Here is an 8,583-nt window from a genome sequence, read left to right on the forward strand (position 1 = left end):
TTCGGCTTCGCGCAGATCGTCGGCGAGGAACTCCGCGACCCAGGTGTCGAACTCCTCACGATTCGCGAAGGATCGGCGGGACGGGTCGAGTGCGGCGCTCAGATCGAACAGATCTGAGGAGTTAGCCACGTAAGGCGCGGCAGCCGCGGCCAGGGACTCGGCGTCACCGGCATCCGCCGCGATCGCCGCCCGCAGCTGGTCCCACGAGCCGGTCAGCGCCCCGGGACGGGTCCGGTGCAGCGTCTCGTAGTACGCCTCGAACGCGTCCTTGCGGATCGCCGGCCACAGCAGTCCCTCGACGTCGATCGGACGCGACACGCCGGCATCGAGCACGGCGCGCAGGTGCCGTTGCGGTGCGCGCGGCGGCAGGCTCCCGTACAGCGTCTTGGCGCGGTACGGCACACCCCGGGGTGAGGTCGCCCACAGGATCGGCTCGGCGCCCGACGCCTCGTACCGAAGACCACCCGCCGCGCCGGCATCCATGACGAACCGTCCGCCGCGACCGAGAGTGAGCAGTGTGACGGTGTCGAAGAATCCCATCCCGAGGCCCCGGATGATGACGTCTTCGCCCGCGGGCACGCGTGAGAGATCCTGGTCGACAGGGTTCCCCGGTGCCACCCACACGAGCTCGGGTCGAGCCGAGACGGATGCCGACAGCTGCCGCTCCTCGGCGGTGGGAAGGTTCGCAAGCCACCCTGTCGCCAACACCACGGCATCGACGGTGATCTCGGTCGCGCCGCCCTCGGCATCCGTGATCTGCAGCTCCTGACGTCCGCCGCGTTCGACGATCGCCCTCACGCGCCCGGTGCGCGTGTGCACCCGGACACCGTCCGGCGCCACACGGATGACGCGCGCGAGCGCCCAGGCGATGTACTCGCCGTACAGCGACCGGCTGGGATGCGACTCTGGGCGCAGCGCCCCGAGTTCGCCCGCGTAGTCCGACGCGAAACCGGCGCGCACCGGCGCCTCGGCGAATCCCGCCCGACGCGGCGCAGGAATGGCCGCCACGATCTCGGCCGTCCGCGCAACCGGCGCCTCGGCGTGGGCAGCGAGGATCGCCCACTCGTACAGCGTCGGACCGGGTCGCACGGTGCCGACCATCTGCACCGAGTCGTCGGTGAAGAGTGTCACGGCATCGGCGAGGGTGTTCATGCACAGCTCGCGCGTCTGGTCTGTGCGCCACACTCGGCCCGCGCCCACCTCGACATCGTCGATCAGGTACACGTCGATGCGGGTCGCGTCGGGGTCCGCGCGCTCGGCGAGCGCCGAGACGACGCGCTCGAGCAGCGAGACGCCGCGCGGCCCCCCGCCGACGAGCGCGATCGCGGAGGTGGCAGACATACCTTCGTGTCTAGGCAACTCCGGGCCGAAACGCGAATTCGGCTGTCACAAACGGTCGTCTGGACGCCGCATGAAGCGCGATCTGTGACAGTCGAATCGGATGAATGTGACGAAATGCTTCGCTTCATGACGGCCCGACTGCGTGATCTCGGCGGCCGGAGCGCAAGATAGCCAGGCCGCTTCACGACGAAAGCGGCAGTGTCCGTATTCCACGGCGCCACAGCATCCCTTCTCACCAGGAGTCAGCATGAATCTGCGCACGCGCACCCTTGCGGCAGCCGCCGCCCTCACCGCGACAGCACTCGTCGCGGCAGGCTGCGCCTCCAGCAGCGGAGGTACGGATGCCGACAGCACCGAACCGATCGTCTTCGGCGTCTCGGGTCCCCTGACCGGCAACCAGGCCGAGTACGGCGAGAACTGGCAGGAAGGCTTTGCGATCGCCCTCGACGAGATCAACGGCGCCGGCGGCGTCAACGGCCGCGAGGTGCAGATCGACTTCCAAGACAGCCAGGGGGAGGCGAGCCAGGCCACCACGATCGCGCAGCGCTTCGTCAGCGACGACTCGGTCCTCGCGGTGCTGGGTGACTTCTCGTCGGCCACCTCGATGGTCGCGAGCCCGATTTACCAGCGCGCGGGTCTGCTGCAGCTGGGCATCACCAACTCGCATCCCGAGTTCACCGCGACCGGCGACTACATCTTCAGCCCGTCCGTCACGCAGGCAGTCGAGGCCCGGGTCATCGAGGATGCCGCTCACGAGATCGGTTCGAACATCGCCGTCTTCTACCTCAACACCGACTGGGGCAACACGGCGTTCGAGGTGCTGCAGGATCAGGCTGAGCAGAACGGCGACACGATCGTCTACAGCTCGCCCGTCGAAGAGACCTCGACCGACTTCCGCCCGCAGCTCGTGCAGGCCCGCGACGCGGCCCCCGACGTCGTGATCTTCTACACGTACTACGGCACCACCGCCCTCCTCGTGCAGCAGGCCGAGCAGACGGGCCTGGACGTTCCGTTCCTCGCTGTGGGGTCCAACTACTCCGCCGAGTTCCTCGATCTGGCCCAGGATGCCGCCGAGGGTGTGTACGTCGACACGACGTTCTACCCCGAGTCCGACGACCCGGCGGTCGAGAGCTTCGTGACCGCCTACACCGAGGAGTTCGGGCACGCGCCCAACCTGTTCGCCGCGTACGCCTACGACGGTCTGAAGCAACTGGCGTGGGCGGCCGAGAACGCCGAGACCCTCGACCGTGAGGGAATCCGCAACGCCCTGCGCGACGGCACCGATATCCCGTCCATCATCTATGGCACCGCCACCTACAACGACGAGCGTCGTATCGACCGCCCGCGCTTCCAGTGGCTGGTCGTCGAGGACGGACAGTTCGTGCTCACCGACCAGGTCGGCTGAGCCCACACCGGATGACCGGGGCTTCACTCCCTAAGCACTAGGGCCTCGGTCATCCGGGCTCTCGCATTTCAGCATCCGCCTCCCGACTCGCACCGTCCCCTCCCGACCCCTGGAGCCTCGTGTTCGACCTGCTCATCGCCGGCCTCATCAACGGAAACGCCTACGCCCTGGTGGCGTTGGGCCTTTCGCTCGTGATCGGCGTCGCGAACGTCGTGAACTTCGCGCACGGGTCGCTGTTCGCCGTGGGAGCCATGGTCGGGTGGGTCGTCACGTCGAACCTCGGGATGCCGCTGTGGCTCGGCGCCCTCGCGGCGATCGCCGTCACAGCGGCCCTCGGGTGGCTCATCAACCTCGTCGCGGTCCGCCCCTTCGCGGGCAAGGCGCCGATCGCGGCGGTGCTCGCCACGATCGCGGTGATGATCATCCTCGACAACCTCACCCAAATCGTCTTCGGGCCCGAGGTGCGCCGCTTCGACTCGGGCCTTCCCGACATCACGTGGCAGATCGGCGGCATCACGCTGCGGCTCATCGACGTCGTCATCCTGGTCACGAGCGTGACGCTCATGCTCGTGCTCGCCGGCGTCCTGCGCTACTCCAAGCTCGGCCGTGCGATCCGCGCGACCTCGCAGGACCGTGAAGCGGCGGCGCAGATGGGAGTGCCGGTCGCGCGCGTGCAGTCGATCGCGTTCATGGTCTCGGCTGCCCTCGGCGGGCTCGCGGGTGTGCTCGTCGCCGCGTACTTCACGACGATCGCCCCGACGCAGGGCTTCCAGATCGGCCTGGCCGGTATCGCCGCAGCCGCGATCGGCGGACTCGGGTCGCTCCTGGGCGCCGTCATCGGCGGCCTCGTGCTCGGTGTCGCCGAAGCCTTCGGCGTGGGCCTGTGGGGCGACTCGGCGCGCCAACTCATCACGTTCGGTGCGTTGCTGCTCGTCCTCTGGATCCGGCCCGAGGGCATCCTCGGCAAGAAGACCGTGCGCCGCGAACCGCTCACCGGGACCTTCTTCGCCCAGGCTCGTCCCGTCGTCATGCGGCGCTGGCAGGTCGCGGTGCTGATCGCACTCGCGCTCATCCCGACGATCCCGGGCGTCTTCGACGGCTACGCCGTGCAGATCGGTGTGCAGATCCTCGCCTTCGCGATGATTGCCCTGTCGATGACGGTGATCGGCGGCGCTGCCGGGCAGCTCTCGCTCGGCCAGGCGGGACCGGTAGCCCTGGGAGCGTATGCGGCGGCGATGCTGACGAAGGATGCCGGGCTCCCGTTCCTCGTCGCCGCCCCCCTGGCGGGACTCGTCTCCGCCGTGCTCATCGCCGTGCTCAACGCCCCCTCGTGGCGGTTGTCGGGGCACTATCCCGCCATCGCGACCCTCGCCACGGGCGCTGCCATTTCGGCCGTGCTGCTGGTCGCGACCCCGATCACCGGGGGCGGCAGCGGCATCGCGCAGATCCCCCTGCCCGACATCTTCGGCATCCAGATCTCCTCGACAACCCAGTTCTATGCGCTCGGCCTCGGCATCCTGCTCGTGCTCATCCTGCTCGTCCACCGCCTCGGACGATCGCACCTGGGCCTGACGTGGCGCGCGATCCGCGACGACGAGGTCGCCGCACGATCCGCGGGAATCGCGACCCCGCAGTACAAGTCCCTCGCGTTCGGGATCGGCGGGTTCATCGCCGGTGTCGCCGGCGCGTTCTGGGCGGCACAATTCGGGTTCGTCGAGCCCAAGATCTTCAACCCGAACCTGTCGTTCCAGATCGTCATCATCGCCGTGCTGGGCTCCATGCTGCGCCCGTTCGGAGCGGTGCTCGGCTCGATCGTTCTGGTCGGCGGCCTCGAACTGTTCCGGGTCGCGAGCGAGACACGGCTGCTCATCTACGGCGTCGTGTTGTTGCTGCTGATCTGGTTCCGCCCCCAGGGCATGTGGACGCTTCCGCTGCCGTTCGCGCGGCTCTTTCGTCGCGCGGATGCCGGCACCCCGGTGGTCGCCGAGCAGTCGGCATCCGCGGGGCTCGTGGGAACCCTCACGCCCGCCGGTCGCGCACGAACCGGCGCGGCCGAGCGAACCGGCCCTGCCGAGCGAACCGGTACCGACGGGGGAGAGGAGACCCGCTCATGAGCGCGGCCACGACACCGCTCGTGCGGGTCACCGACCTCGCGAAGTCGTTCGGCGCCCTCGCCGCCGTCGACGGGATCTCGTTCCACGTCGCGCCCGGGGAGGTCGTCAGCATCATCGGACCCAACGGTTCCGGCAAGACGACCACGATCAACCTGCTCGCGGGTGAGCTGCGCCCCGATCGCGGCGACGTTGTGCTCGGCCAGACCGACATCGCGGGACGCACCCCCGACGTCATCGCGCGTGCCGGCCTGCGCCGTACCTTCCAGAACGGCCGCGTCTTCGGCAACGCCACCGTCGAAGAGAACGTGCTCGTCGGTCAGACTCCGCTCGTGCGGGCATCCGCACCGCTGCCGCGGCTGCGCCGCATCCCCGTGCTGCGGTGGATCGCGCTGATCGTCGAGACGGTGCTCGCGATCGTCGGCACCCCTGCGCAGCGGCGCGAGGCTGCCGACCTCGATGCCCGCGTCACGGCGCAGCTCGAACGGTTCGCGACGCGGCTCACCGCCCGCCGCAACGACCCCGCCGCGACCCTGTCGTACGCGAACCGTCGGCGCACCGAGATCGCGCGTGCCCTCGCATCCGACCCTCGCCTGCTGCTGCTGGACGAACCGACCGCCGGGATGAACGTCTCCGAGACCAAGGAAGTCATGCACCAGCTGCTCGAGCTCAAGGCGCAGGGGCAGACGATGGTCGTCGTCGAGCACAAGCTCGAGCTCGTGATGACGATCTCGGACCGCGTGATCGTGATGGACGGCGGCCGCATCATCGCGGAGGGAACGCCGCACCAGGTGCAGAACGACCCCGCCGTAATCGCCGCGTACCTCGGGTCGCGCCGCGGCACGGTGGTCGCCCGCACGCACCACATCGAGGACGCGATCGAGGATCCCGCCCCGACCACCGTCGAACCCGCGCAGACCGGGGACGAACCGACCCCGCCCACGGAAGGAGACGCGCGATGAGCGCCGAGAACGCGCCGTCGGCGGCGCCCCTCCTGGACGTGCAGAGCGTCAACGTCTACTACGGCGAGTTCCACGCACTGCAGGACGTCAGCTACCGCATCCACGAGGGCGAGATCGTGTCGCTGCTCGGCGGCAACGCCTCGGGCAAGTCCACGACGATGAAGACGATCCTGCGCCTCGTGAAGCCCCGCAGCGGCGAGATCCGGTTCGACGGACGCAGCATCCTGGGCGACACGACAGCCGATGTCGTGCGTGCCGGGATCGCGAGCGTGCCTGAGGCACGCCGCGTCTTTCCCGAGATGACGATCGAAGAGAACCTTCTCGTCGGAGCCCACACCCGCCGCGGCGGCGCGCGCGCCCTGCGCGAAGACCTCGACAACCAGTACGACCTGTTCCCGCGCCTCGCAGAGCGGCGCACGCAGGAGGCCGGCACGATGTCGGGCGGCGAGCAGCAGATGCTCGCGTTCGCGCGCGCCCTCATGTCGCGCCCGCGCCTGATCTGCATGGACGAACCCACCATGGGGCTCGCGCCGATCATCGTTGACCAGGTGCTCGACACGATCCAGCGCATCAACACCGAGCGCGGCGTCGCCGTCTTCATGGTCGAGCAGGCCGCAGAGCTCGCCCTCTCGATCGCCCATCGCGGCTACGTGCTCGCCGGGGGCACCGTGCGCCTCGAGGGTGCCGCATCCGAACTGATCGCCAACCCGCAGGTACGTGAGGCCTACCTCGGCCAAACTACCGCCTGACCGCACGAAAGGACACGCATGTCGACCACCGACGTCATCGACACCCTCGCGGGCATCGCGCCGGGTTCCCCCCTCGACGAGCTGCGCGCCCGCCGTCCCGAATCGCGCACGCATGCGCAGGGGAGCTACGACGCGCTCTTCGCGCCCGCGGATGTGTCGCACGCGAGCATCCCGGAGCGCGCCGCGATCGCGACGTTCGTCGCGTCTTTGCACCGGCAGGAATCCGCTGTGGCCCACTACCGCGCGCGGCTCGAGGGGGAGGGCGACGAGCGCATCGCCGCCACCGTCATCGAGCTCGCAGCATCCGCCCAGGAGCTTGCCCCCGTCGGCCCCTACGGGAACTTCACCGCCGACAACGCCCCCGAGAGCGTCCCGGGCCCGCGCTTCGAGATCACCGACGTCGCCGCCAGCTACGTGCTCGGCGACCGACTCGCCGCCGCCCTCGAACACGCACATCTACTGACGCTGCACCCGCGCGATGCCGCCCCCGACGACCTGCGTCGCCTCGAGGATGCCGGGTGGAGCGCCACCGGCATCGTCACCCTGTCTCAGTTGGTCGCCTTCCTCGCGTTCCAGCTGCGGGTCGTCGCGGGGCTCACTGCCCTGCAGGCGACGCGTGCCGCATCCGTCACGGAAGGAGCCGGCCGATGAGCGCCATCATCCCCGCCCCCGCCGATCTCGTCGCGCCCACCCGTTTCACGCAGGACACCCTCGACTGGGTGCCGTGGGTCGAGCCGCTGCCGATCGACGAGGTCACCGACCACCACTACGAAGCGCTCGTCCAGCGCTCGCGCGTCAAGAACCCGTACTTCCGGCTGCTCGTGCGCGACCCCGACATCCTGCGGGAGCGCACCAAGACTGACCTCGACATCTTCTTGAATACGGATGCCGGGCTGCCACGTGCCGAACGGGAGCTCGCCGCGACCGCGGCATCCCGCGTCAACGGCTGCGTCTACTGCGCATCAGTGCACTCGGCGTTTACGACGCAGTACTCCGGCAGGCGCGAAGACGTGCAGCGTCTGCTCGACGAGGGTGTCTCGACGCGGATCGACCCGCGCTGGGACGCGATCGTCGACGCCACGGTCGCGCTCACTGCCACGCCCGCCACGTTCGGGGCCGACGAGATCGCGGGCCTCGAGGCAGCCGGACTCGACGACCTGGAAGTGCTCGACACGATCCTGTCGGGCGCCTTCTTCAACTGGGCGAACCGCCTCATGCTCTCGATCGGCGAACCGGGGGTTCCGCCCACGGAGTGAGGACGCCCCCCACCTCACAGCGGTCGCAAAGCTGCCCTCGATAACGTCAAGAGTCCCCGAACCCGACACCACGGAGGACACCATGGGATTCCTTGACCGACTCTTCGGCACCGAGCCCCAGCACCGGCAGCCATACGCCCAGCAGCCCGCCTCGTCGCGCGCCGCCGGCTATCCGTCCACCACGCCGCCCAAGAGCGAAGACGAGCTCGCGATCGAGCGCTACCGGTACCTGCTGCGCACCGCACCTCCCGAGACGATCGAGCAGGTCCACGCCGAGGCTTTCGCGAAGCTCACCGAGCCGCAGCGCCAGCAGGTTCTGGCCGACATGACCGCGACGCTCCCGGCATCCGAGCGGCCGCGGTCAGCCGACCCGAACGACATGGCCCGAGCCGCCACCCGCGCGGAATACATGAACCCGGGCGCTATGGAGCGCACTCTCGGTGGCCAGCGCCAGGGCCCAACTTTCGGCTCCATGGTGGGCTCGTCTCTGCTGGGCACCGTCGCGGGGTACGTCATCGGCTCCGCGCTCGTGTCGGCGTTCATGGCTCCCATGTTCGCCGCCGACGCGGGGGCCGCGGATGCCGCACCCGCCGATACCGCTGCCGACACCGGGGCCGATACCGGGTGGAGCGATGCCGCCGGAGGCGGGGACGCGGGCTTCGCCGACGGTGGATTCGGGGACTTCGGCGACTTCGGTTTCTGATCGAGCGGCGCGCGGAGGACTTCGTGCCCGCGCCCGCGCGATAACGTTCATTCATG

8 protein-coding genes are annotated in these 8,583 nt (G+C 69.4%); 7 read left to right on the forward strand and 1 reads right to left on the reverse strand.

Translation table 11 applies throughout. From position 1 onward, the window contains the following. Positions 1–1,341: FAD/NAD(P)-binding protein (locus B3587_RS12975; RefSeq protein WP_292729310.1), on the reverse strand; the 1,341-nt coding region annotated here is incomplete at its 3' end. Between the two features lie 247 nt (positions 1,342–1,588). Here B3587_RS12975 and B3587_RS12980 point away from each other — a divergent pair. From B3587_RS12980 to B3587_RS13010, 7 genes are all read left to right on the forward strand, one after another. Continuing rightward, complete coding sequence (locus B3587_RS12980; protein ID WP_292729313.1) at positions 1,589–2,746, forward strand: ABC transporter substrate-binding protein; 1,158 nt, start codon at positions 1,589–1,591, stop codon at positions 2,744–2,746. Between the two features lie 119 nt (positions 2,747–2,865). Next, positions 2,866–4,860 carry an ABC transporter permease gene (locus B3587_RS12985; RefSeq protein ID WP_292729316.1) on the forward strand — a complete coding sequence of 665 codons (1,995 nt, stop codon included), beginning with the start codon at positions 2,866–2,868 and terminating at the stop codon, positions 4,858–4,860. After that, positions 4,857–5,819, forward strand: coding sequence for an ABC transporter ATP-binding protein (locus tag B3587_RS12990; protein WP_228179005.1), 963 nt, complete (start codon positions 4,857–4,859; stop codon positions 5,817–5,819). The genes B3587_RS12985 and B3587_RS12990 overlap by 4 nt, the downstream gene beginning before the upstream one ends. Further along, positions 5,816–6,568: an ABC transporter ATP-binding protein gene (locus B3587_RS12995; protein WP_228179006.1), complete on the forward strand. Its 753-nt coding sequence runs from the start codon at positions 5,816–5,818 to the stop codon at positions 6,566–6,568. Before B3587_RS12990 ends, B3587_RS12995 begins: the two co-directional genes overlap by 4 nt. Positions 6,569–6,586: 18 nt before the next feature. Then, entirely contained in the window at positions 6,587–7,219 is a 633-nt protein-coding gene (locus B3587_RS13000) for a CMD domain protein (RefSeq protein ID WP_292729323.1), read from the forward strand. Next, positions 7,216–7,824, forward strand: a complete 609-nt coding sequence (locus B3587_RS13005) for an alkylhydroperoxidase domain protein (RefSeq protein WP_292729327.1) — start codon at positions 7,216–7,218, stop codon at positions 7,822–7,824. Before B3587_RS13000 ends, B3587_RS13005 begins: the two co-directional genes overlap by 4 nt. An 82-nt stretch (positions 7,825–7,906) precedes the next feature. Then, the gene (locus tag B3587_RS13010) at positions 7,907–8,527 is read left to right on the forward strand and encodes a hypothetical protein (protein WP_292729330.1); all 621 of its coding nucleotides are present in this window, start codon (positions 7,907–7,909) and stop codon (positions 8,525–8,527) included. The last annotated feature ends 56 nt before the right edge of the window (positions 8,528–8,583 follow it).

This window comes from Microbacterium sp. UBA837 (assembly GCF_002296025.1).
GTDB lineage: Bacteria > Actinomycetota > Actinomycetes > Actinomycetales > Microbacteriaceae > Microbacterium.

Excerpts from the sequence above, each read along its gene's own strand:
- B3587_RS13005 (WP_292729327.1), top strand. The coding sequence starts at position 7,216 with ATGAGCGCCATCATCCCCGCCCCCGCCGATCTCGTCGCGCCCACCCGT.
- B3587_RS13000 (WP_292729323.1), top strand. The coding sequence starts at position 6,587 with ATGTCGACCACCGACGTCATCGACACCCTCGCGGGCATCGCGCCGGGT.
- B3587_RS13010 (WP_292729330.1), top strand. The coding sequence starts at position 7,907 with ATGGGATTCCTTGACCGACTCTTCGGCACCGAGCCCCAGCACCGGCAG.
- B3587_RS12990 (WP_228179005.1), top strand. The coding sequence starts at position 4,857 with ATGAGCGCGGCCACGACACCGCTCGTGCGGGTCACCGACCTCGCGAAG.
- B3587_RS12980 (WP_292729313.1), top strand. The coding sequence starts at position 1,589 with ATGAATCTGCGCACGCGCACCCTTGCGGCAGCCGCCGCCCTCACCGCG.
- B3587_RS12995 (WP_228179006.1), top strand. The coding sequence starts at position 5,816 with ATGAGCGCCGAGAACGCGCCGTCGGCGGCGCCCCTCCTGGACGTGCAG.